This is a genomic window from Streptomyces sp. NPDC006997 (genome assembly GCF_040635175.1).
GTDB lineage: Bacteria > Actinomycetota > Actinomycetes > Streptomycetales > Streptomycetaceae > Streptomyces.
Window position 1 is genome coordinate 16835 of the sequence record NZ_JBEYHH010000038.1, and the last position, 23482, is coordinate 40316.

The 23482-nt window shown below is 73.5% G+C and carries 19 protein-coding genes; 12 read left to right on the forward strand and 7 right to left on the reverse strand.

All coding sequences use genetic code 11. The features are described from left to right. Positions 1-2: 2 nt before the first annotated feature. A complete protein-coding gene (locus ABZ659_RS29520) occupies positions 3-824 on the forward strand; it encodes a hypothetical protein (RefSeq protein WP_360225703.1) in 822 nt (273 codons plus the stop codon). Beyond that, the gene (gene tgmC, locus ABZ659_RS29525) at positions 817-1950 is read left to right on the forward strand and encodes an ATP-grasp peptide maturase system methyltransferase (protein WP_360225706.1); all 1134 of its coding nucleotides are present in this window, start codon (positions 817-819) and stop codon (positions 1948-1950) included. Before ABZ659_RS29520 ends, tgmC begins: the two co-directional genes overlap by 8 nt. On the opposite strand, the gene ABZ659_RS29530 is transcribed toward tgmC, so the two are convergent. Next, on the reverse strand, positions 1937-3142 hold the full coding sequence (locus tag ABZ659_RS29530; RefSeq protein WP_360225709.1) for an MFS transporter: 1206 nt from the start codon (positions 3140-3142) through the stop codon (positions 1937-1939). The two genes, tgmC and ABZ659_RS29530, sit on opposite strands and share 14 nt — an antisense overlap. Before the next feature lie 234 nt (positions 3143-3376). Here ABZ659_RS29530 and ABZ659_RS29535 point away from each other — a divergent pair, with 234 nt between their 5' ends. The 8 genes from ABZ659_RS29535 (at position 3377) to ABZ659_RS29570 (ending at position 13500) form a co-directional block, all read left to right on the forward strand. Continuing rightward, entirely contained in the window at positions 3377-4171 is a 795-nt protein-coding gene (locus ABZ659_RS29535) for a TIGR03084 family metal-binding protein (protein ID WP_360225712.1), read from the forward strand. Beyond that, on the forward strand, positions 4168-5850 hold the full coding sequence (locus ABZ659_RS29540; RefSeq protein WP_360225715.1) for an acyclic terpene utilization AtuA family protein: 1683 nt from the start codon (positions 4168-4170) through the stop codon (positions 5848-5850). The genes ABZ659_RS29535 and ABZ659_RS29540 overlap by 4 nt, the downstream gene beginning before the upstream one ends. Further along, on the forward strand, positions 5847-7445 hold the full coding sequence (locus ABZ659_RS29545; RefSeq protein WP_360225718.1) for a carboxyl transferase domain-containing protein: 1599 nt from the start codon (positions 5847-5849) through the stop codon (positions 7443-7445). Before ABZ659_RS29540 ends, ABZ659_RS29545 begins: the two co-directional genes overlap by 4 nt. 13 nt (positions 7446-7458) lie before the next feature. Beyond that, positions 7459-9318 (forward strand): biotin carboxylase N-terminal domain-containing protein, encoded by a 1860-nt coding sequence (locus ABZ659_RS29550; protein WP_360225721.1) that lies wholly within the window; start codon positions 7459-7461, stop codon positions 9316-9318. Positions 9319-9398: 80 nt separating this feature from the next. Continuing rightward, positions 9399-10532 carry an acyl-CoA dehydrogenase family protein gene (locus ABZ659_RS29555; RefSeq protein ID WP_360225810.1) on the forward strand — a complete coding sequence of 378 codons (1134 nt, stop codon included), beginning with the start codon at positions 9399-9401 and terminating at the stop codon, positions 10530-10532. Positions 10533-10577: 45 nt separating this feature from the next. Continuing rightward, positions 10578-12146, forward strand: coding sequence for a 4-coumarate--CoA ligase family protein (locus tag ABZ659_RS29560; RefSeq protein WP_360225724.1), 1569 nt, complete (start codon positions 10578-10580; stop codon positions 12144-12146). Next, entirely contained in the window at positions 12143-12883 is a 741-nt protein-coding gene (locus tag ABZ659_RS29565) for an enoyl-CoA hydratase family protein (RefSeq protein WP_360225727.1), read from the forward strand. Before ABZ659_RS29560 ends, ABZ659_RS29565 begins: the two co-directional genes overlap by 4 nt. Continuing rightward, entirely contained in the window at positions 12871-13500 is a 630-nt protein-coding gene (locus ABZ659_RS29570) for a TetR/AcrR family transcriptional regulator (protein ID WP_360225730.1), read from the forward strand. Before ABZ659_RS29565 ends, ABZ659_RS29570 begins: the two co-directional genes overlap by 13 nt. A 60-nt stretch (positions 13501-13560) precedes the next feature. Here ABZ659_RS29570 and pdxH read toward each other — a convergent pair whose 3' ends face one another. Next, positions 13561-14187 carry a pyridoxamine 5'-phosphate oxidase gene (gene pdxH, locus ABZ659_RS29575; protein WP_360225812.1) on the reverse strand — a complete coding sequence of 209 codons (627 nt, stop codon included), beginning with the start codon at positions 14185-14187 and terminating at the stop codon, positions 13561-13563. A 314-nt stretch (positions 14188-14501) separates the two neighbouring features. On the opposite strand from pdxH, the gene ABZ659_RS29580 reads away from it, so the two are divergent. After that, on the forward strand, positions 14502-15602 hold the full coding sequence (locus ABZ659_RS29580; protein ID WP_360225733.1) for a citrate synthase 2: 1101 nt from the start codon (positions 14502-14504) through the stop codon (positions 15600-15602). A gap of 329 nt (positions 15603-15931) precedes the next feature. Here ABZ659_RS29580 and ABZ659_RS29585 read toward each other — a convergent pair whose 3' ends face one another. Both ABZ659_RS29585 and ABZ659_RS29590 read right to left on the reverse strand, forming a co-directional pair. Beyond that, entirely contained in the window at positions 15932-16804 is an 873-nt protein-coding gene (locus tag ABZ659_RS29585; RefSeq protein ID WP_360225815.1) for an alpha/beta hydrolase, read from the reverse strand. 629 nt (positions 16805-17433) lie between these two features. Further along, positions 17434-18126, reverse strand: a complete 693-nt coding sequence (locus tag ABZ659_RS29590; protein WP_360225736.1) for a metal-dependent transcriptional regulator — start codon at positions 18124-18126, stop codon at positions 17434-17436. Between the two features lie 261 nt (positions 18127-18387). On the opposite strand from ABZ659_RS29590, the gene ABZ659_RS29595 reads away from it, so the two are divergent. Further along, on the forward strand, positions 18388-19143 hold the full coding sequence (locus tag ABZ659_RS29595) for an SIS domain-containing protein (protein WP_360225739.1): 756 nt from the start codon (positions 18388-18390) through the stop codon (positions 19141-19143). 45 nt (positions 19144-19188) lie between these two features. On the opposite strand, the gene ABZ659_RS29600 is transcribed toward ABZ659_RS29595, so the two are convergent. The 3 genes from ABZ659_RS29600 to ABZ659_RS29610 form a co-directional block, all read right to left on the reverse strand. Continuing rightward, the gene (locus ABZ659_RS29600; protein WP_360225742.1) at positions 19189-20583 is read right to left on the reverse strand and encodes a PAS domain-containing protein; all 1395 of its coding nucleotides are present in this window, start codon (positions 20581-20583) and stop codon (positions 19189-19191) included. Positions 20584-21008: 425 nt separating this feature from the next. Beyond that, positions 21009-22601, reverse strand: a complete 1593-nt coding sequence (locus ABZ659_RS29605) for a transporter (protein WP_360225745.1) — start codon at positions 22599-22601, stop codon at positions 21009-21011. After that, positions 22598-23380 (reverse strand): ABC transporter ATP-binding protein, encoded by a 783-nt coding sequence (locus tag ABZ659_RS29610; RefSeq protein WP_360225748.1) that lies wholly within the window; start codon positions 23378-23380, stop codon positions 22598-22600. Before ABZ659_RS29610 ends, ABZ659_RS29605 begins: the two co-directional genes overlap by 4 nt. Positions 23381-23482 lie beyond the last annotated feature (102 nt).

Below are 23482 nucleotides of genomic sequence, written 5' to 3' on the forward strand. Positions count from 1 at the left end.
GCGTGACGTTCGTCCCGGTCACCGCGCGCCGGTGGCGTGACCCGTGGCCGCTCGTCGCGCGGACGGACGACGGCAACCCGTGGACGACGGGCACCTGCTGGCTGTACTGCCGACGGCAGGGCGTGCGCGTGCTGTGGGTCGGCTCGGTGACCACGCCCGGCGCGACGGGCGACATGTACGCCTGCGGCCCGTGCGTCGCGGAACTGGACCACATGGTGCGCGCGGACCTGGCTGGTGACGAGCACGGCGATCTGAGAAGGAGAGACGGAAACATGAGCCAGATCAACCAGGAGACCCCGTGGGGCCTGCGCCGTCTGGTGCCCCTGCGTAACGGCTCCCCCTCGCCGCACCGGTACAAGCCCCTGCACGCGGGCGCGTACGAGATGGAGGGCGAGCCTGCCGGGATCTGGGCCGCCCCGGTCGGGGCGGACGAGATCGACGACGCGGTGTGTCACAGCGCGCACCTCTTCCAGGCGCGGGTGCCGAAGACGGCGGACGTGCGGGTGGTCGTCGTAGGCGAGCAGGTGTTCAGCGCCCGGATCGTCGCGCCGCCGGGTGTCCTCGACTGGAGAGCCGCGTACCAGGACCTCACCTACGAACCGGTCGCCTGCCCGGAGGATCTGCGCTGGCGCCTACGGCGTTATCTCGCCGCCTTCGGGCTGGACTTCGGCGCCTTCGACTTCGCCGTGACCGCGGACGACGCATGGTGGTTCCTGGAGTGCAACCCGAACGGCCAGTGGGCGTGGCTCGAAGACGCGGCCGGACTGCCGATCACCCACGCCATCGCAGACCTGCTGGAGAACGGAGCGAGCCCGCATGACTGATCCCCTGCGCTCGGCGCACCTGCGCGCCGATCTGGCCCGGCGACTGTCCGAGGGAGGCGCCCTGAGCCGTCCGGAATGGGAGGCGGCGGTGGTCTCCGTACCCCGCGAGGCGTTCCTGACGCGCGGCTGGTTCGAGTACGAGGAGGGCGGCTGGTACCGGCCCGCGTCCGGGGACTTGCCGGGAGGGCTCGCGCGGATCTACGAGGACGACACCCTCGTGACCCAGGTGGCCGGGGGCGTGTTCCCCGACCAGGTCGAGGGGCGCATCGCCGCGGCCCCCTCGTCGTCGTCCACGCTGCCGAGCCTCGTGGTGCGGATGCTCCATGAACTGCGGGCCAACGACAGGACGCGCGTCCTGGAGATCGGCACGGGCACGGGCTACTCGACGGCGCTGCTGTGCCATGTCGTCGGCGAGGACAACGTGACCACGGTCGAGGTCGACGCCGAGGTGTCCGCACGGGCCGGGATGGCGCTCGCGGGCGCGGGGTACTGGCCCACCCGCGTGGTCGGTGACGGGCTCGCGGGCCATGCGCCGGGCAGCCCGTACGACCGTGTGATCGCCACGTGCGGTGTGCGCACCGTGCCGGTGGACTGGCTCGCCCAGACACGGCCGGGCGGCGAGATCCTGGTCACGGTCGGTGGCTGGCTGCACGCGTCCGAACTCGTCCGCCTCACGGTCGCCGAGGACGGCACGGCCAGCGGTCCCGTCCTCGGCGGCCATGTCTCCTTCATGCTGGCCCGCCCCCACCTGCCGCCCCCGCTGGGCATCCTCCCGGACCTCGGCGAGGGCGACGCGATGCCCACGGAGCTGGGCGCGGACGTCCTCGACGACTGGACGGCCCGGTTCGTCGCACAGTTCGCCGCCCCGCGTGCTCAGCGGCTCACTCTGGAACACGACGGCCGGACGGAACACGTCGTGATCGACGTGGACGCCGAGGCATGGGCGGTCGTCTACAGGGCCGGCGCGGGGGACGGCGCGCGGTGGATGGTCCGGCAGGGCGGTGCGGCACGGCTGTGGGACGACATCACCGGGCAGGTCACACGGTGGCGGACGGCCGGTTCCCCGTCGGCCGACCGTATGCGGCTGCACGTCGGCCCCAACGGCCAACGCCTCACCTGGACCTAACCCCCCACCTCCCCCACACCAACCCCGCCCCCGCCACCCCGTACGGCACCGAGAGCACCGCGAACGCCACCCCGTGCGACGCCCCCGACGTCACCGCCGCGTACGACGCGAACACGGCGATCGTCACCGCCTCCGTCGCCACCCCCGCCAGGGACGTCACCGTCGCCCGCGCCGGGCCGGTGATGGTGTGCTGGAGGCGGGCGTCGGCCAGGATGGTGGCCAGTTGGAAGCCGCCGAAGGCGAGGCCGACCAGGACGACGCCCGCGGGTGCGCACCAGAGCGCGCCCGCCGCCATCGCCACGCCGGAGAGGGCCAGCAGGACCCCGAGGTGGACGGCGCCCAGCCGTGCCGCACGCCCCGCGACCAGCCCCCCGACCGTCGCGCCGACGTAGATCACCAGCAGCAGCCACGGCACGGCGAGGTCCGCCACCCCCGTCTCCCGCACCAGCAGCGGCGTGTACTCGTCCAGCGCGCCCCAGACGCCCGTGACGACCGGGACGAGGAGCAGGGCGCCCAGCACGGCACGGCTGCCGCGCACCTCCTTCACGCCGTCCCGCAGGGCCGCCGACCAGCTGTCCGGCGCCGACTCGGGCGCCGCGTCCCCCCGGTGCTCGGGCAGCCGCCACGCCGCCACCGCCGTCAGCACGCACCCGGCGACGCTCGCCGCGCCCACGGCCCCGTACCCACCGGACGCGAAGACGGGCCCCGCCACGGCCATCGCCGTCACGACGCCGAACAGGCCGAGGGAGTGCACGCGCCCCATGACGTGGGCGTAGCGGTCCGAGGCGCCGACACGGTCCAGCTCCTCGTACACCAGCGCCTCCAGGGCGCCCGAACCCAGTGCCCCCTTGACGCCCCACAGGACGAAACCGGCGGCGAAGGCGAGGTAGGACGGGGTGAGCACCCACAGGGCGTAGCCCACCGCCGTGATCAGCGGGCCCAGCCAGAGCAGCAGGCGCCGCGACACGGCGTCGGCCCAGGCGCCGGACGGCACCTCCACGACGACGGACGTCAGCGACCAGAGGGCGAACAGCGAGGAGATCTGCCAGCCGGACATACCGCTGTCGGCGAACAGGAGCGCGTACACGGGGTAGAGCAGGACGAGTTCGTCCAGGTACGCGTAGCAGTACAGGGGGCGTGTCAGCCGCCGTACGGCACGGGCGTCGCCCACCCGCGCGGGTGAAGTGGTCATGGGGCCTTCCCAGAGGGTCGTCGCTTCGGATGCCGGGATGACGGCTCCGGAGGCGGCCCTCGGGAGGCGGGCTCAGTAGATCAATGTCGCCAGGTCATGCCCCGAGGGTAGGCGGGGGCACCGGTCACGCGCACCCTGTTTCCGTCGGTCACCGATTCATGCAAGCACGCTTGATTGTTTCTCTCCCCGCTGCCATGCTCCCCCTCACGCCGCCGTGCCCGAGGGGAGCCAGCCGTGTCCGATCCCACGCCCGTGATCGACGACCTGCGCCGGGAGAGTGAGGAACTCGACGCCCTGGTGCGGGAGTTGGGTGAGAAGGAGTGGCGGCTCGACACGCCCGCGCCGGGCTGGACGGTGGCGCACCAGATCGCCCACCTCGCCTGGACGGACCGCGCGGCGCTGGTCGCGGTGACCGACGTTGACGGCTTCCAGGGCATGGTCGAGCAGGCCCTCGCGGCGCCGGACACCTTCGTCGACCAGGGCGCCGAGGACGGTGCCCGGACCCAGCCCGCCGAACTCCTCAGGTCGTGGCGGGAGAGCCGTACCGCCCTCGACCGCGCCCTGCGCGCGGCCCCGCAGGGCGCCCGTTTCCCCTGGTACGGCCCTCCGATGTCCGCCGCCTCGATGGCCACCGCCCGGCTGATGGAGACCTGGGCGCACGGCCTCGACGTCGCCGACGCGCTGGGCGTCACCCCTGCCCCCACCGACCGGCTGCGGCACGTCGCCCGGCTCGGCGTCCGCACCCGCGACTTCGCGTACACCGTGCACGGGCTCACCCCGCCCGCCGAGCCGTTCCGCGTCGAACTCACCGGACCGGAGGGGGACGTATGGGCGTACGGCCCTGAAGAGGCCGCCCAGCGCGTCACCGGGCCCGCGTTCGACTTCTGCCTGCTCGTCACCCAGCGCGCCCACCGCGCCGACCTCGCCCTGCGCGCCGAGGGCGCCGACGCCGACCGCTGGCTCGACATCGCCCAGGCGTTCGCGGGCCCGCCCGGCGCCGGACGCACGCCCAGGGGGGCGGCCGGATGACCCTCCGCATCGGCAACGCCTCCGGCTTCTACGGCGACCGCTTCGACGCCGTCCGCGAGATGCTCACCGGCGGCGAACTCGACGTCCTGACCGGCGACTACCTCGCCGAGCTGACCATGCTGATCCTGGGGCGGGACCGGCTGAAGGACCCCGCCGCCGGGTACGCGCGCACGTTCCTGCGGCAGTTGGAGGAGTGCCTCGGGCTCGCCCACGAGCGCGGGGTGCGGATCGTCGCCAACGCGGGCGGGCTGAACCCGGCCGGGCTCGCGGACGCCGTACGGGAGCTGGCGGACCGGCTCGGCCTGCCGGTGCGGGTCGCGCACGTCGAGGGTGACGACCTCACCGGCGCCTACCCGGGGAGCCTCACCGCGCACGCCTACCTCGGCGGGTTCGGGATCGCCGCCTGTCTGGACGCGGGCGCCGACGTCGTCGTCACCGGGCGCGTCACGGACGCCGCGCTGGTCAGCGGACCGGCCGCCGCGCACTTCGGGTGGGCGCCGACGGAGTACGACCGGCTCGCGGGCGCCGTCGTCGCGGGGCACGTGCTGGAGTGCGGGACGCAGGCCACGGGCGGCAACTACGCCTTCTTCCAGGAGGCCGCCGGGCGGGCCGACCTCACACGGCCCGGCTTCCCGCTCGCCGAGGTGCGTGAGGACGGCTCGTGCGTCATCACCAAGCATCCCGGGACCGGGGGGTTCGTCGACGTCGGCACCGTCACCGCGCAGCTCCTGTACGAGACCGGCGGCGCCCGGTACGCGGGCCCCGACGTCACCGCCCGCCTCGACACCGCGCGCCTCACCCAGGACGGTCCCGACCGGGTGCGGATCGAGGGGGTGCGCGGGGAGGCCCCGCCACCGACGCTCAAGGTCGGCCGGACCCGGCTCGGCGGCTTCCGCAACGAGGTCGTCTTCGTCCTCACCGGCCTCGGCATCGACGACAAGGCCGCGCTGGTCAGGGACCAGATGACCCGGGCGCTGGCCAAACGGCCGCCCGCCGAGGTCCGCTGGGAACTCGCCCGCACCGACCATCCCGACGCCGCCACCGAGGAGACCGCGAGCGCCCTGCTCCGGCTCGTCGTCCGCGACCCCGACCAGGAGGCCGTGGGACGCGCCCTCAGCGGCGCCGCGATCGAACTCGCCCTCGCCAGCTACCCCGGCTTCCACGTCACCGCCCCGCCCGGCAAGGGCAGCCCGTACGGCGTCTTCGAGGCGTCGTACGTGGAGCGGGGCGCCGTGGCGCAGGTGGCCGTCCTGCCCGACGGGCGGCGCGTCCCGGTGGCCGCCGCCCCCCACACGCGCGTACCGGAGCCGCTGCCCGAGCCGCCCGCCCCACCGGTGGCCGAAGGACCCACCCGCCGCGCCCCCCTCGGCCGGGTCGTCGGCGCCCGCAGCGGCGACAAGGGCGGGGACGCCAACGTCGGCGTGTGGGCGCGGTCGGAGGAGGCGTGGCGGTGGCTCGCGCACACCCTCACCGTCGAACGGTTCCGGGAACTCCTCCCGGAGACCGCGGACCTGACCGTCGTACGGCACACCCTGCCCAACCTGCGCGCCCTCAACTTCGTCGTCGAGGGCGTCCTCGGGGCGGGCGTCGCCGCCCAGCACCGTTTCGACCCGCAGGCCAAGGCGCTCGGCGAATGGCTGCGCTCCCGCCACCTGGACATCCCGGAGACCCTGCTGTGACGGTCCTTCCCACCTCCCTGGACACCACGGGCGCCGACTACGCCGCCCACCGCGAGGCCATGCTCGCCAAGCTCGCCGCACTCGACACCGAGCACGCCAAGGCGCTCGCGGGCGGCGGCGAGAAGTACGTCGCCCGGCACCGCAAGCGGGGCAAGCTGCTCGCGCGGGAGCGCATCGAGCTGCTGCTCGATCCCGACACGCCGTTCCTGGAGCTGTCGCCGCTCGCCGCGTGGGGCAGCGAGTACACCGTCGGCGCCTCCCTCGTCACCGGGATCGGGGTGGTGGAGGGCGTGGAGTGCCTGATCACCGCCAACGACCCGACCGTGCGCGGCGGCGCCTCCAACCCGTGGAGCCTGAAGAAGGCGCTGCGCGCCAACGACATCGCGCTCGCCAACCGGCTGCCCTGCATCAGCCTGGTGGAGTCCGGGGGCGCCGACCTGCCCTCCCAGAAGGAGATCTTCATCCCCGGCGGGGCGATCTTCCGGGACATCACCCGGCTGTCGGCGGCCGGGATCCCGACCGTCGCCGTCGTCTTCGGCAACTCCACGGCGGGCGGCGCGTACATCCCCGGGATGAGCGACCACGTGATCATGGTCAAGGAGCGCGCGAAGGTGTTCCTCGGCGGGCCGCCGCTGGTCAAGATGGCCACCGGGGAGGAGAGCGACGACGAGTCCCTGGGCGGCGCGGAGATGCACGCGCGCGTGTCCGGCCTCGCGGACTACTTCGCCGTCGACGAACCCGACGCCCTGCGCCAGGCGCGCCGGGTCGTCGCCCGCCTCAACCACCGCAAGGCGTACTCGGACCCGGGACCGGCCGTCCCCCCGAAGTACGACGAGGACGAACTCCTGGGGATCGTGCCCGGAGACCTCAGGACCCCCTTCGACCCGCGCGAGGTCATCGCCCGGATCGTCGACGCCTCCGACTTCGACGAGTTCAAGCCGCTGTACGGGACGAGCCTGGTCACCGGCTGGGCGGAGCTGCACGGCTACCCGGTCGGCGTGCTCGCCAACGCCCAGGGGGTCCTCTTCAGCGCGGAGTCGCAGAAGGCCGCCCAGTTCATCCAGCTCGCCAACCAGCGCGACATCCCGCTGGTCTTCCTGCACAACACCACCGGCTACATGGTCGGCAGGGAGTACGAGCAGGGCGGCATCATCAAGCACGGCTCGATGATGATCAACGCGGTCAGCAACAGCCGGGTCCCGCACCTGTCGGTCCTCATGGGGGCGTCGTACGGCGCCGGGCACTACGGCATGTGCGGGCGCGCCTACGACCCGCGGTTCCTGTTCGCCTGGCCCAGCGCCAAGTCGGCCGTCATGGGCCCGCAGCAGCTCGCGGGCGTCCTGTCCATCGTCGCCCGGCAGTCCGCGGCGGCGAAGGGCCAGCCCTACGACGACGAGGCCGACGCCGCCCTGCGCGCCATGGTCGAGCAGCAGATCGAGTCCGAGTCGCTGCCGATGTTCCTGTCCGGGCGGCTGTACGACGACGGCGTCATCGACCCGCGCGACACCCGCACCGTCCTTGGCCTGTGCCTGTCCGCCGTGCACACCGCGCCCTACGAGGGCGTACGGGGCGGCTTCGGCGTCTTCCGGATGTGAGAGGGAACCCGACGTGATCACTTCTCTGCTCGTCGCCAACCGGGGCGAGATCGCCTGCCGGGTCTTCCGCACCTGCCGCCAGCTGGGCGTCCGGACGGTCGCCGTGCACTCCGACCCGGACCAGAACGCCCTCCACGCGCGCGTGGCCGACGCGACGGTACGACTGCCGGGCGCGACGCCCGCCGACACCTACCTGCGCGGCGACCTCGTCGTGAAGGCCGCCCTCGCCGCCGGGGCCGACGCCGTCCACCCCGGCTACGGCTTCCTCTCCGAGAACGCCGACTTCGCCCGCGCGGTCCGCGACGCGGGCCTGCTGTGGATCGGCCCGCCGCCCGAGGCGATCGAGGCCATGGCGTCCAAGACCCGCGCCAAGGAACTCCTGGGCCTGACCCCGCTGGCCGAGGTCACCGAGTCCGACCTCCCCGTGCTGGTGAAGGCGGCGGCGGGCGGTGGCGGACGCGGGATGCGCGTCGTACGCCGCCTCGCCGACCTCGACGCCGAGCTGACGGCCGCCCGCGCGGAGGCGCTGGCCGCGTTCGGGGACGACGAGGTGTTCGTCGAGCCGTACATCGAGGACGGCCGCCACGTCGAGGTGCAGGTCCTCGCCGACACCCACGGCACCGTGTGGGCGCTCGGCACCCGGGACTGCTCCCTCCAGCGCCGCCACCAGAAGGTCATCGAGGAGGCCCCCGCGCCCGGCCTCACCGACGCCCTGACGGCCGAGTTGTACGACACCGCCGTACGCGCCGCCCGCGCCGTCGACTACACCGGCGCCGGGACGGTCGAGTTCCTCGTCGCCGACGGCCGGGCGCACTTCCTGGAGATGAACACCCGCCTCCAGGTCGAACACCCCGTCACGGAAGCCGTCTTCGGTATCGACCTCGTGGCCGCCCAACTCCGCGTCGCGGAGGGCGAGCGGCTCGAAACCGAGCCCCCACGCGCGCGTGGCCACGCCGTCGAGGCCCGCCTCTACGCCGAGGACCCCGCCCAGGGCTGGGCCCCGCAGACCGGCACCCTGCACCGCCTCACCGTCCCGGACAGCGTCCGCCTGGACACCGGCTACACCGACGGCGACACCATCGGCGTCCACTACGACCCCATGCTCGCCAAGGTCGTCGCCCACGCCCCCACCCGCGCGGAGGCGATCCGCACCCTCGCCGACGCCCTCGACCGGGCCACGGTCCACGGCCCCGTCACCAACCGCGCCCTGCTGGTCGGCTCCCTGCGCCACAAGGAGTTCACGTCCGCCCACCTGGACACGGGCTTCTACGACCGTCACCTGGCCGAGCTGACCGACCCCGCCCCCGACCCCCACGCCCCCCTGGCCGCCGCCCTGGCGGACGCCCACGCACACGCCCGCTCCCGCTTCGGCGGCTGGCGCAACCTGCCCTCCCGGCCCCAGACCAAGCGCTACCGCATGGCGGGCGAGGACCACGAGGCCCGCTACCGCCCCACCCGCGCGGGCGGCTTCGAGACGGACACGGACGGGGTACGGGTCGTCCACGCGGACGCGGACCTGGTCGTCCTGGAGGCCGACGGCGTACGCAGGCGGTACGAGGTCACACGCCACGGCGACCAGGTCTACGTCAACTCCACCCGCCTCACCGCCCTCCCCCGCTTCCCGGACCCGGCCACCCCACACGCCCCCGGCTCCCTCCTGGCCCCCATGCCGGGCACGGTCGTCCGCGTCGCGGAGGGACTGGCGGAGGGGTCCCGCGTGGAGGCCGGACAGCCCCTGCTCTGGCTGGAGGCGATGAAGATGCAGCACGAGATCAAGGCGCCCGCGACCGGGACTCTCGGCGCCCTGAACGCCGCTCCTGGCCAGCAGGTACAAGTCGGGACGCTCCTGGCGGTGGTGACTGCGACCCCCTAGGGGCGCGGGGCCGCATTCGATATGCGGCTCCGCCACGTGAGCGCGACCTGCCACAACCCACCCGTACTCGGAGGATGACAGTGACCACCCTCATCGAGACCGAAGAGCACAAGGCTCTCCGATCCGCGGTCGCCCAACTGGGCAGCCGCCACGGCCGCAACCACAACCGCGAGGCCCTCTGGACCGAGGCGGGCAAACTCGGCTACCTCGGCGTCAACCTCCCGGAGCAGTACGGAGGCGGAGGCGGCGGTATCACCGAACTCTCCCTCGTCCTCGAAGAGCTGGGCGCCGCGGGCTGCCCCCTGCTCATGCTCGTCGTCTCCCCGGCGATCTGCGGCACGGTGATCGCCCGCTTCGGCACGGAGGCCCAGAAACGCGAGTGGCTCCCCGCCCTGGCGGACGGCACCCGCACGATGGCGTTCGGCATCACCGAACCCGACGCGGGCTCCAACTCCCACCGCATCACCACCACCGCCCGCCGCGACGGCGCCGACTGGCTGCTCACCGGCCGCAAGGTCTTCGTCTCCGGCGTCGACATCGCCGACGCCACCCTCATCGTCGGCCGCACGGAGGACGCCCGTACCGGCAACCTCAAGCCCTGCCTGTTCATCGTCCCGCGCGACGCTCCCGGCTTCCAGCGCAACAGGATCGACATGGAACTGCACGCCGAGGAGAAGCAGTTCGAGCTGGCCCTGGACGACGTACGACTGCCCCAGGAGGCGCTCGTCGGCGACGAGGACGCGGGGCTGCTCCAGCTCTTCGCGGGCCTCAACCCCGAGCGGATCATGACGGCGGCGTTCGCGATCGGCATGGGCCGGTACGCGCTCGCGCGGGCGGTCGAGTACGCCCGGGAGCGTACCGTGTGGAAGGCCCCCATCGGCGCCCACCAGGCCATCGCGCACCCCCTCGCGCAGGCGCACATCGACCTCGAACTCGCGCGGCTGATGACGCAGAAGGCGGCGCACCTGTACGACGCGGGCGACGACGTCGGCGCGGGGGAGGCCGCCAACATGGCGAAGTACGCGGCCGGTGAGGCGTGTGTGAAGGCGGTCGACCAGGCCGTGCACACTCTCGGCGGGAACGGCCTCACGCGCGAGTTCGGGCTCGCGTCGCTGATAACGGCCGCGCGCGTGTCTCGTATCGCGCCGGTGAGCCGGGAGATGATTCTCAACTACGTCTCCCACCAGACCCTGGGACTGCCGAAGTCCTACTGAGGTCCCCCAGACGTGTCCGGCACAGCGTCGTGCGAGGAGGAACCGATGTTCCGCAGCGAGTACGCAGACGTCCCACCCGTAGAACTGCCCATCCACGAGGCCGTCCTCGGCCGGGCCGCCGAGTTCGGGGACCTCCCCGCGCTCATCGACGGCACCGACGGCACCACCCTCACCTACGAGCAGCTCGACCGCTTCCACCGGCGGGTCGCCGCCGCGCTCGCCGAGGCGGGCGTGCGCAAGGGGGACGTGCTCGCCCTGCACAGCCCGAACACGATCGCCTTCCCGACCGCCTTCTACGCGGCCACCCGCGCGGGCGCCTCGGTCACCACCGTGCACCCGCTCGCCACCGCCGAGGAGTTCGCCAAGCAGCTCGGTGACTCCGCCGCCCGCTGGATCGTCACCGTCTCGCCGCTCCTGGAGACCGCGCGGCGGGCCGCCCGACTCGCGGGCGGCGTGGAGGAGGTCTTCGTCTGCGACAGCGCGCCCGGCCACCGCTCCCTGATCGACATGCTGGGCTCCACCGCGCCCGAACCGCACGTCGACGTCGACCCGGTCGAGGACGTCGCCGTGCTGCCGTACTCCTCGGGGACGACGGGCACCCCCAAGGGCGTGATGCTCACCCACCGGCAGATCGGGACCAACCTGGCGCAGCTGGAGCCCGTGATCGGCACCGGCGTCAACGAACGCGTCCTGGCCGTGCTGCCGTTCTTCCACATCTACGGCCTCACCGCCCTGATGAACGCGCCCCTGCGCAACGGCGCCACCGTCGTCGTGCTGCCCCGCTTCGACCTGGAGCAGTTCCTCGCCGCGATCCAGAACCACCGCATCACCGTCCTGTACGTGGCCCCGCCGATCGTGCTCGCCCTCGCCAAGCACCCGGCCGTCGCGCAGTACGACCTGTCGTCCCTGAAGTACGTCATCAGCGCCGCCGCACCCCTGGACGCCCAGCTCGCCGCGGCCTGCTCCAAGCGGCTCGGGCTGCCGCCCGTGGGCCAGGCGTACGGCATGACGGAACTGTCCCCCGGCACCCATGTCGTCCCCCTGGACGCCATGCGCGAGGCGCCGCACGGCACCGTCGGCAAGCTGATCCCGGGCACGGAGATGCGCGTCGTCTCGCTCGACGACCCCGCCAGGGACCTGGGGCCCGGCGACAGCGGGGAGATCCTCATCCGGGGGCCGCAGGTGATGAAGGGCTACCTCGGGCGGCCCGACGCCACCGCCGCGATGATCGACGAGGACGGCTGGCTGCACACCGGGGACGTCGGGTACGTCGACGGGGACGGCTGGCTGTTCGTCGTCGACCGGGTGAAGGAGCTGATCAAGTACAAGGGGTTCCAGGTGGCGCCCGCCGAACTGGAGGCCCTGCTGCTCACCCACCCCGGCGTCGCGGACGCCGCCGTCATCGGCGTCTACAACGACGACGGCAACGAGATCCCGCGCGCGTTCGTCGTCCGCCAGCCGTCCGCTCCGGACCTCTCCGAGAACGAGGTGATGAGGTACGTCGCCGAGCGGGTCGCCCCGTACAAGCGCGTCCGGGAGGTCGTCTTCATCGACGGCGTGCCGCGTGCCGTCTCCGGGAAGATCCTCCGCCGTCAGCTCCGGGAGGCCGGGTGACGTCCCCTCTGATCGGCCGGGCACGCGCGCGGGGCGTCGAGACGGTCAGCCTCGACTCGCCGGCCACCCGCAACGCCCTGTCCGCCGCCCTCGTCGACGCGCTCGCGGGGGCCCTCGCCGAGTGCGGCGAGGACGACGACGTGCGCGCGGTCGTCCTCACGCACTCCGGGAACACCTTCTGCGCCGGTGCCGACCTGCGGGACCCGCCGCACCCGGACGCCCTGGTGGGGCTGCTCCGGCAGCTGGTGGAGCTGCCGAAGCCGGTGGTCGCGCGGGTCACCGGGCACGTCCGCGCGGGCGGTCTGGGACTGCTGGCCGCCTGCGACATCGCCGTCGCGTCCACCGACGCCAGCTTCGCGTTCACGGAGGTGCGGATCGGGGTGGCGCCCGCCGTGATCTCGCTGACGCTGCTGCCGCGCGGCGACCCGCGCGCGCTGGCCCGCTACTACCTCACCGGGGAGCGCTTCGACGCGCCCGAGGCGGCCCGGATCGGGCTGCTCACGGCGGCGGGCGAGGACGCCGACGCCGTACTCGGACCCGTCCTCGACGGGCTGCGCAAGTCCGCCCCGCAGGCCCTCGCCGAGACGAAGCGGCTGCTCACGGCTAGGGTGCTGGAAGGCTTCGACCGGGACGCGGGTGAGCTGACCGCGCTTTCGGCCCGGCTGTTCTCCTCCGCGCAGGCCCGCGAGGGGATGACGGCCTTCCTTGAACGACGGGATCCGGAATGGTGGGTGTGAGCACGGCCGAGCGTGCTGAGAGGTCCGAGCGTGCCGAACGCGTGCCCAAGCAGGACCGCAGCCGGGCCACCCGGCAGCGGCTCCTCGCGGCGGCCGTGGCCTGCCTCGCCGAGCACGGCTGGGCGGGCTCCACGGTCGCGGTCGTCGCCGAGCGCGCGGGCGTCTCGCGCGGTGCCGCGCAGCACCACTTCCCGACCCGTGAGGACCTGTTCACGGCCGCCGTCGAGTACGTCGCCGAGGAACGCTCCACCGCCCTGCGCGCCCTGTTCCCCGAGGGCGCGCAGGACGACCGGCGGGCCGTCGTCGCCGCCCTCGTCGACCTGTACACCGGGCCCCTGTTCCGGGCGGCCCTGCACCTGTGGGTCGCCGCCTCCAACGAGGAGCAGCTACGGCCCCGGGTGACCGAGCTGGAGGCCCGCGTCGGCCGGGAGACGCACCGGATCGCCGTGGAACTGCTGGGCGCCGACGAGTCCCGGCCCGGCGTCCGGGAGACCGTGCAGGGCCTGCTGGACATGGCCCGCGGCCTGGGCCTGGCCAACCTGCTCACCGACGACGGGCAGCGGCGTGACCGGGTCGTGGGGCAGTGGGCGGCGCTGCTGGAGGAGACGCTGGACTGAGGGGGCCTTTCACTAGGCCCGTCCGGGTCGGACGCTCAGAGTGAAAGGCCCCCTGAGCCCTCAGGGGGCCAGCCGCTCCACCTGCCAGCCGCCGTCCGGCTGGGCGACGTACCGGAGCCGGTCGTGCAGCCGGTTCTCGCGGCCCTGCCAGAACTCCACCGCCCGCGGCGCCACCCGGAAGCCGCCCCAGTGCGGCGGCACCGGTACCTGCTCGCCCTCGGGGTAGCGGGCGGCGAGGTCGGCGTACGCGGCGTCGAGGTCCGCGCGGGCGACCACCGAGGACTGGGCGCTGGCCCAGGCGCCGAGCTGGGAGCCGTGCGGGCGGGTGCGGAAGTACGCGGCGGTCTCGTCCCGTCCGGTGCGGCGCGCTACGCCGGTGACGATGACCTGGCGGGCCATCGGGTGCCACGGGAACAGCAGCGACACGTACGGGTTCGCGGCGAGGTCGCGGGCCTTGCGGGAGTCGTAGTTGGTGTAGAAGACGAAGCCCTGTTCGTCGAAGTGCTTCAGCAGCACCGTGCGGGAGCTGGGCCGTCCCTCGGCGTCGGCGGTGGCGACGACCATCGCGTTGGGTTCGAACAGGCGGCCCTCGGTCGCGGCCTGCCGGAACCAGCGCGCGAACTGCGCGACGGGCGTGGCGGCCAGGTCGTCCTCGGCGAGGCCCTCGGCACGGTACTGCCGGCGCATCGCGGCGGGATGGGGGACGTCGTCGGCGGGCGGGGCGGCGGCTGAGTCGGTCACGCGGTCATCTTGCCGTATCCACGACGGCTTTTCGGCGCGGTGTCCTTCGTCACGCATCTGGCACTGAGTGCCGCGAACTCTCCCCAGGAATGGCACTGAGGGAATATCGTGCAGCCGCACGGGGCATCACAGGGTTGGCGTCCGGGACCGCGAGCCGCGCCGCGCAGGGCCGTGGATCCCGGGACGCCGCCGCACCTTGCCATACGCACCCCTGGCCGCCGACCACCCCGTCCGTCGCACCCACCACGAGGAGCCGCCTGATGTCCGACTTCGTACCCGGTCTTGAGGGAGTCGTCGCTTTCGAGACGGAGATCGCCGAACCGGACAAGGAGGGCGGCGCCCTCAGGTACCGCGGCGTCGACATCGAGGACCTCGTCGGCCACGTCTCGTTCGGCAACGTCTGGGGCCTGCTCGTCGACGGGGCCTTCAACCCCGGGCTGCCGCCCGCCGAGCCGTTCCCGATCCCCGTCCACTCCGGTGACATCCGCGTCGACGTACAGTCCGCGCTGGCCATGCTCGCGCCCGTGTGGGGCCTGAAACCGCTGCTCGACATCGATGCCGAGCAGGCCCGCGACGACCTCGCCCGCGCCGCCGTGATGGCCCTGTCCTACGTCGCCCAGTCGGCGCGCGGGCAGGGGCTGCCGATGGTGCCGCAGAGCGAGATCGACAAGGCCCACTCCGTGGTCGAGCGCTTCATGATCCGCTGGCGGGGCGAGCCCGACCCCAAGCACGTCGCCGCCGTCGACGCCTACTGGACGTCCGCCGCCGAGCACGGCATGAACGCCTCCACCTTCACCGCCCGCGTCATCGCCTCCACCGGCGCCGACGTGGCCGCCGCCCTGTCCGGTGCCGTCGGCGCCATGTCCGGGCCGTTGCACGGCGGCGCCCCCTCCCGGGTCCTCGGCATGATCGAGGAGATCGAGCGCACCGGGGACGCGGAGGCGTACGTCCGGCAGGCCCTCGACAAGGGGGAGCGGCTGATGGGCTTCGGGCACCGCGTCTACCGGGCGGAGGACCCGCGCGCGCGGGTGCTGCGCCGTACCGCCCGTGAGCTGGGCGCGCCGCGGTTCGAGGTCGCCGAGGCGTTGGAGAAGGCGGCCCTGGCCGAGCTGCACAGCCGCCGTCCGGACCGGGTGCTGGCCACCAACGTGGAGTTCTGGGCGGCGATCGTGCTGGACTTCGCGGAGGTCCCGGCGCACATGTTCACGTCGATGTTCACCTGCGCCCGCACGGCGGGCTGGTCGGCGCACATCCTGGAGCAGAAGCGCACCGGCCGCCTGGTGCGCCCCTCGGCCCGCTACGTGGGCCCGGGGACCCGCGACCCGCGCGAGATCGAGGGCTACGCGGACATCGTCCGCTGAGGGGCGCCATCGTCCGCTGCTGAGGGCCCGGTACGGGCCGGCAGACGCAGACGACCCGCGAGTCTGGTTCCTCCGGGGAGGAGCCGGCCGGACGTACCGGCGACTCGCGGGTCGGGTGACTGCTGGGATTGGGCCGGCTGTACGCGTCTGTCACGTACGGGTCCGGCACCGCACTGGATGTGGTGACGGGCCGCTAGCCCGCAGCCACCTCACGCGTCCGGTATTCATACATCTGCCGAACCACCTCCCTTCTCGTGTACCGCCACCCTAGGAACCACTCCCGCCGGGATCAACCACTTTTTTTCGCGACTGATCCGGAGACGGGCGTCTCACCTGGTCAGGACGCCGTTCAGGAAGGGTTCGACGGCGGTCCGCCACGCCTGCGGCTGGTCGTAGTGGACGAGGTGTCCGGCGTCGCTGACCTCCGCGTACTCGCCGCGCGGCAGGACGCGGACCATCTCCTGGGCCTCGGCGCGGCCCAGCTCGCCGTCGATGCCGCGGACGACCAGGGCGGGGCACCGGACCTGCGCCAGCTCCTCCCAGTGGGCGTCGTAGACCCAGGTCTCGTGGGACTTCAGCATCTGGGCGGGGTCGAAGACGGGGCGCCAGCCGTCCTCGCACTCGTGCATGACCTCCGCGTAGAACGCGCCGCGGGCCGGGTGGGGGCGCTCCACCCAGGGGTCGTCCTCGCCGAACCACTTGCGGACGTCGGCGAGGGTGGCGAAGGGGACGGGCCAGGACCTGAACCAGTCCTCCCACTCGCGCTGGGAGGCGCCGCCGAGCGCGGAGGCCCGCATGTCGCAGATGACCAGGGCGTGCACCAGGTCGGGGCGTTTGGCGGCGAGCTGCCAGGCGGTCAGGGCGCCCATGGCGTGGCCGATGAGGACGGCCGGGGCGAGGCCGAGCTGTTCGAGGGCGGCCTCCGCGTCCTCGACGTACGCCTCGCGCGTGTAGGAGGCCCGTGGGGGCTTCTCGCTCTGGCCGTGCCCGCGTTGGTCGAGGGCTACGGCGCGGTGCCGGGCGGAGAGCCAGCGGGCGGTGGACGCCCAGTGCGAGGCACGGCCCATCAGCCCGTGGAGTAAGAGCACTCCGGGGGAGTGGCGGTCGGGGTCGCTGTGCGGGTCGGGCTTCGGCGGGTCGCCGAACTCCCAGGCCGCGAGGCGTACGCCCGTCGCCCCGGTCACGTCGATGCGCCGGACCATTGGTTCTGGCACCCCCAAGCTCCGCTCGGACCGCTGTCGTGTGCGCTGCCCCGCAGGTTATCGAACGGCTATTCGAGATTGGGCCGTCGGTGGGCGACACCCCTCGTTTGAGTGACGCCGCTCAAGGATTGATCCACGCCGCCGAGGGGAGATCTTCAGCGGGAGGCGGACCGCTCGGGGAAACCGGTCCGAGGGGAATGACCCTGAGAGCTCGGGGCTCCGGGTCAGAACAGGGGAGGACAGGCCCCGGCGCCACCTGGCGCCGGGGCCCTCCGCTCGTCTGCGGCCCATCCGCCCACCCCCTTGTCTGTCATATGCCCGGCCACGGGCCCCACGCGACAGCCTGACACGCCAGCCGCCGAAGCGCTGCGCTCCGGAACGCCAAATCCCTTATCGGATGCGGTAGATGGGGCCGGCAGGGAGGTCGGCGCGGGGTCTGGCGCGTCGGTTGCGGGGGCCGGTCTTGTCCCGCCCGGGCTGTCCCGTCAGAGCCGCTCCGTCAGAGTCGTCCCGTCTCCGTCACAGCCGTTCCGTCACAGCCGTCTCGTCTCCGTCACGGCCGTCCTGTCACAGCCGTCCTGTCACAGCCGTTCCGTCTCCGTCACGGCCGTCCTGTCACAGCCGTCCCGTCAGCGCTTGGCCACGAACACGTGCGAGGCGACGTCCGCGTCCAGTTCGGCCGCCTCGCCGCTGGAGCCCACCAGCACCCCGCCCGCCGACTCCGTCACGCTGACCACCGAGCCGGGCTGCACGCCCGCGCGGCGCAGCGTGTACATCAGCTGGGCGTCCGTCTGGATCGGCTCGCCGATCCGGCGCACCACGACCGTCTTGCCCTCCGGACCCGGGTCGAGGTCGGCCAGCGACACCATGCCCTCGTCGAGGAACGGGTCGGCGCCGTCCTTCTCGCCCAGCTCCTCCAGGCCCGGGATCGGGTTGCCGTACGGCGACTCGGTGGGGTGGCGCAGCAGTTCGAGGACGCGGCGCTCCACGGCCTCGCTCATCACGTGCTCCCAGCGGCAGGCCTCCGCGTGCACCTGCTCCCACTCCAGGCCGATCACGTCGACCAGCAGGCACTCCGCTAGGCGGTGCTTGCGCATCACGCGGGTGGCCAGCCGACGGCCCTCGTCGGTCAGCTCCAGATGCCGGTCGGCAGCCACGGAGACCAGACCGTCGCGCTCCATCCGCGCCACCGTCTGGCTGACCGTCGGCCCGCTCTGGTCGAGCCGCTCGGCGATCCGGGCGCGCATGGGGACCACGCCTTCCTCTTCCAGTTCGAGGATGGTGCGGAGATACATCTCCGTGGTGTCGATCAGTCCGGACATACGTGCCCCTCGATGAGATGTGCCGAAGGCTGGACGGCCCTGCGGCGCGTGCGCTGGCCCTGGCTCCAATTCTGACGCATACCGCTGACAACCGTGCCGTGCCGGCGAAACGCGGGGGTCGCGCGGCCTGTCCCGCCCGCCCCCACGGCCCCGTGGCGCGCCCGCGGCCCACCCGCACCAGGGGCGGGCCCGCCGTATTGACACGGCACTGGTCCAGACCGCACGGTGATCCGCGACACATCCACCGTGAAGGGGCACCGCATGGGCGACAGCACCCCCGCCGACCAGTTCTTCGACGCCGCGATCGGCCTGCTGCACCGCGTCCGCGACGAGGAGGCCGGGGCGATCGCCGCCGCGGCCGAGCTGCTCGCCGACACGGTCACCGCGGGCGGGCGGCTGTTCGCGTTCGGCGCCGGGCACTCCTCGCTCCCCGCGCAGGACGTCGTGTACCGGGCGGGCGGCCTCGCCCTGATGAACCTGCTCGCCGCGCCCGGCGTCGTCGGCGTCGACGTGATGCCCGCGACGCTCGGCTCCGCCCTGGAACGCGTCGACGGGTTCGCGAGCGCCGTCCTGGACAGCTCGCCGCTGCGCGCGGGCGACACCCTGGTGATCATCTCGCTGTCCGGCCGCAACGCGCTGCCCGTCGAGATGGCGGTGCACGCCCGCGCCCTGGGCGTGCGGGTGATCGGCGTGACGTCCGTGGCGTACGCCACCGGGACGGCGTCGCGGCACGTCTCCGGCACCTTCCTGAAGGACCACTGCGACATCGTCCTGGACTCGAAGATCGCCGTCGGGGACGCCGAACTCACCCTCGACACCGTCCCCGCCCCCTTCGCGCCCGCCTCCACCGTCGTCACCGCGGCGCTCCTGCAGGCCGTCATGGCCGAGACGGCCGCCACCCTCGCCGCCCGTGGCGTCGAACCGCCCCTGCTGCGCTCCGGCAACGTGGACGGCGGCCTCGACTGGAACAGCCACGTCTTCGAGCGGTACGGGGACCGGATCTTCTACCGGCAGTGATCCGTCGGCCGGTGGACGACCGGCTCCAGGGCCGCCCCAGTTGTTCTAGTCCCGCTCGCGTCTCGCCTCCGTCGCCAGGTCCAGGGCCGCCGCGACGCGTACGGCGACGTCCTCGGCGTAGGCGATGTCGGAGCGTTCGAACTGGGTGCGCCCGCTCCCGCGCAGGAACGTCACGACGCCGAGGGTGCGGCCCCGGCTGCGCAGCACCGCGCACAGCGCGTGCACGGTGTCCCGCGGCCACTGCCGGGCCGTCGCCCACGCGCGTGCCTGCTCGGTGGGGACGGTGCCGACCCCGGCGCGCACGGTCCCGGAGCGTGCCACGCACTGGAGGGCGGGGTGGCCGTCGCCGTACCGCACGGGCAGCCCGGCCTCCGCGGCCGGGAACGTCGGTCCGGGGGCGCCGGACGGGGTGGCGGCGAACCGCACCAGCCGCACCGGGCCCGCCGCCCCGGCGTCGGTGAGCGGGCCGCCCGCGACCTTGTCGAGCAGCGCGTGGTCGGCGAACCCGGCGAGCGCGAAGTCCAGGTGGACGGTGGCCGCCTCCGCGGGGTCCTCGCACTCGGCGGCGGCCCGCGCGGCCCGGTGCAGCTGGTTGGTGCGGAACCGCAGCAGGGAGGCCTCCTGCTCGCCCTGCTTGGCCTCGGTGACGTCCTGGAACAGCCAGCCCACGCCGAGCGGCACGGGCTCCTCCGCGAGCGGCGACGCCAGCCGCACGAACCCGCAGCGCCAGCAGCGCCGCTTCGCGCCCTCCGGGGCGCGCACGCTCACCCAGATCTCCGCGGGCGCGGGCGGCGCGCCCTCCGCCAGCACGTGCGTGAGCGCGCTCTCCAGCTCCTCGACACCCTGCGCCAGCAGCTCCCCGAGGGGCCGCCCCAGCACCGCCGTACGGCCGGTGCCGAGCGCGCGGGCCGCGTGCGCGTTGACGACGGCGGGCCGCAGGTCGGCGTCGACGAGGACGACGCCCCAGCTGGCGTCCTCGAACAGGGCCTCGCTCAGCGCGATGGACCGCTCCAGGTCGATCTGCGCGTGCACCTCGCTGAACGCGCAGTACACGCCCGCGGGCTTGCCGTCCGGGCCGCGCACGGCCGCCGACTGGGTGCGCACCAGGACCCGGCCGCCGTCCTTGGTGACGAGGGCGAACTCGTGCACCTGGCGGCCGGGCGCGTGCATCGCGGACATCAGCCGCGTCTCGACCTCCTCGGCGTCGGCGCTGCGCGCCGCCCAGCCGGTCAGGCCCCGCCGCCCCACGGCCTCGGCGGCGCTCCAGCCGAGGATCCGCTCCGCCTCGCGGTTCCAGTGGGTGACCACGCCGTCGGCGTCGAACGCGCACAGTGCCGCGTCCATGCCGTCCAACAACGCGGCAAGGAGATCGGCGCCGTCGCGCTCGGGCTCGTCCGGCCCCAGCTCGTCGGTGGTCCCACTACGCCGGGAAGCACTCACCTGGACCCCCTTGGACCCCCTGCCGGCTGCGCACTCGCTACGGCGCGTCGGGTGGCTCGTTCGCAGTCATTCAACTTGAACGTGATGCAGCGCACATATGGTTCCCGCAAACCTCGCCCGGAATCGTTGCACAGTGGAAACGTTTCGGACTTCGTCAGTCACCGCCTGTCAGCGGCCGTCAGCGGGCCGTCGCAGATCGACCCACTCGGCGCTCTCGCCGGGCAGCACGTACCGCTCGACCTCGGTGAACCCGTGCGCCGCTCCCGCTGTCTTGTCATGAGCGGAACGCTAGATCACCCGCCCGGGTCCGCCACCTCATGTCCCGGTGACCGTCAGGAGGTCGGTGGACGTGCGTTGGTACGGCCTGTACGCGTCAAGTCGGTGCCGCAAGGGGGCGAGTTCACCGCACCAGGCCGCAGTCGCCGTCATCCCCTGCTGACGGCCGCGAGTATCTCCGGCAGCCGCGCGGCCGTCCGCGGCGCGGCGAGCCGCAGCCCCGCGAGGGCGACCGCCGCCCCGTACGCCGCGCCGCCGGGCAGCAGCAGCCACGTCCAGTCGTCGCCGCCCGCGCTGGTGTGCAGCCAGATCGCCGCGGCGATGACCGGCGCGCACAGCAGGGCCGCCGCGAGCATCCCGCCGAACACCGCGAGCCAGGCGATGCCCGCCTGCCCGGGGGCGACGTTCTTGTGGCCGTCCTGCGGGATGGAATACGGGAAGCGCGCCGACGCCCACGCCCCGGTCGCCAGCATCGCGCCGAGCAGCGCGAAGGACAGCCCCAGCACCTCCGGCAGCCGGGCCCAGTCGCCGAGCATGGCCGTCGTCAGGACGGTGACGAGGGTCGCGTACGGCAGCGTGACCACCAGCAGGGCCAGGGCACGCGCGCGTAGCTCGGCGTAGGCGTCCCGCGGGGAGGAGATGGTCATCGCGACCATCCAGAAGGCGGAGGTGTCCTGACCGAACTGGTTGTACATCTGGATGCCGAGCATCCCCGCGGCGAAGCACGCGAAGTAGATGGACCCGGTGCCCTGCAGCGCGTTGAACACCGGCACGATCAGCCCGATCGCCAGCGAGGTCACCCAGGCCGCCTTGGTCTTCGGGTCGCGCCACACATAGCGCAGGCTGCGCTCCATGGCGGTGCCGGTGCGCCCGCCGGGCAGCAGCCGCGCGAGCCCGCCCACCCCGGCGCGCTCCCGCGCGGCGCCGTCGCCCGCGGCCTGGAGGGTGGACCCGTCCGGCGAGGTCATCAGCCGGGTCAGATGCTCCGACCAGAGGAGGATGAGCAGCACCACAGCGGCGCCGCTCAGCGCCAGTTGCAGCAGCCCGGTCGCGTACGCGCCCTGGCCCATCGAGTCGACCGCGTCGATCGCGGACGCGGGCGGCACCCAGCGCACCACGTCGGCGAACGGGTCGAGCTGCCCGAGTCCGGCCGAGCCCACCCGCTGCACCCCGAAGTTGACGAACTGCGCGCCGACCGCGATGACCAGCCCGCTCAGCACCGCCAGATCCCGCCCCCTGCGGCTGGTCAGCAGCCGCACGTTGGCCGCGGCGACGGCCCGCGCGAGCGCCACGCACACCAGCAGCGCCAGCGGCACGGCGACGACGGCGGTGACGTACCCGGCCGCGCCGTGCGCCACCGCGACCACCGAACCGACGATCAGGCAGAGCGTGAACAGTGGCCCGATGCCGACCAGGGAGGCCGCGAGCAGCGCCCGCACCAGCGGCCTGGGCCGCAGCGGCAGCATCACCAGCCGGGTCGGGTCGAGGGTCTCGTCGCCGCCGGGGAAGAACAGCGGCATCACCGCCCAGCCGAGCGCCAGCAGCGCGATCAGCAGGATGACGACGGAGTCGGCGTGCGCCTCGCCGCGCAGCAGCACCAGACCGAGCAACTGCCCCACGGCGACGAGCAGCGCGAACACCCCGGACGCGATGTACGCGGCCCGCCGCCCGGCGGACTGCCGCAGCCCGTTGCGCAACAGCGCCAGCTTCAGCCGTACGAGGGTGGCGGTGGCGTTCGTCATCGGGTCCCGCCGCCCAGCCAGTCGAGGTGGGAGGCGGTGTCCCGGCCGCCCGCGCCGACGAGTTGGAGGAACGCCTCCTGGAGGGTGGCGGCGTCCCCGCGCACCTCGACGAGCGTGCCGGTGGCACGGATCCGCCCGGCGGCCAGCACGGCCACCCAGTCGCACAGCGACTCCACCAGCTCCATCACGTGGGAGGAGAACACGACGGTGGCGCCGGAGGCGGTGTACCGCTCCAGGACGCCCCGGATGGTCTGTGCGGAGACGGGGTCGACGCCCTCGAACGGCTCGTCCAGGAAGAGCACCTCGGGGTTGTGCAGCAGCGCGGCGGCGAGGCCGATCTTCTTGCGCATCCCGGTGGAGTAGTCGACGACGAGCTTGTGCTGGGCCCCGGCCAGGTCGAGGACGTCGAGCAGCTGCGCGGCCCGCTTGTCGACCTCGGCGCCGGGCAGCCCCCGCAAGCGGCCGGTGTAGGCGAGCAGTTCGCGGCCCGACAGCCGCTCGAACAGCCGCAGCCCCTCCGGCAGCACCCCGATGCGCGCCTTGACCTCCACCGGGTCCCGCCACACGTCGTGCCCGACCACCTCGACGGTCCCCTGATCGGGTCGCAGCAGCCCCGTCACCATCGACAGCGTCGTGGTCTTCCCCGCCCCGTTGGGCCCGACCAGCCCGATGAACCGCCCCGCGGGCAGATCGAGATCGATGCCCCCGACGGCGACCTGCTCCCCGAACCGCTTCCACAGCCCCCGCACCCGCACGGCCACCACACCTGATCCGGTCATGCCCGAACTTTACGGTGCGGACCACGCCGCGAAGGGGCGCGGGGAGCCGCGCGCTCGACCACGGCGGTCCCGCCGGCCGCCCACGAAAGCCCCGCCGGGCAG